Genomic DNA, 511 nt, shown 5'->3' on the forward strand with positions numbered 1-511 from the left:
GTGATATTTCCATTTGTATCCAAAGCAGGTACATTCGAACCCGTAGGATTTTGGATATTGCCGATAGTTACCAAAGTAGTCGTAGCAGTTTGCGTCCCTACCTTGTCATTATCCAATACGTTACCCACAGTTTGAGTCACCGTGGTATCCGTGATTGAGTAAGAATCATCCGTAGCTACTACTTTCTTAATCGTAATAGTCGCCGTAGCTGTATCGCAAATACTTGTATTTGCCTTATCACAAATAGTATACGTAAACGTATGTGTACCCGATAAAGCCGTATTTCCTATCGTTAATGTACCATCCGAATTAAGTGTTACTCCAATTGGTAAATTCGCAGATGTCACACTTACCGTCGCACTCGTTGGTGATACTCCATTCAACTTGTCGTTTTCAAACACTGTCTTCGTGGTCGTTCCTACAGTTTGAACTCCAAAATCATCATCAACAGCGTCGATATTTTTAACAGTGAAAATAACTTTTGCTATATCACAGTTAGCTGGTGTGACGC

1 pseudogene is annotated in these 511 nt (G+C 40.3%); it reads right to left on the reverse strand.

The features are described from left to right. A pseudogene (locus CCAND38_RS11900) lies at nucleotides 1–511 on the reverse strand (hypothetical protein); the annotation flags it as partial.

The sequence above is a fragment of the Capnocytophaga canis genome (genome assembly GCF_000827555.1).
GTDB lineage: Bacteria > Bacteroidota > Bacteroidia > Flavobacteriales > Flavobacteriaceae > Capnocytophaga > Capnocytophaga canis.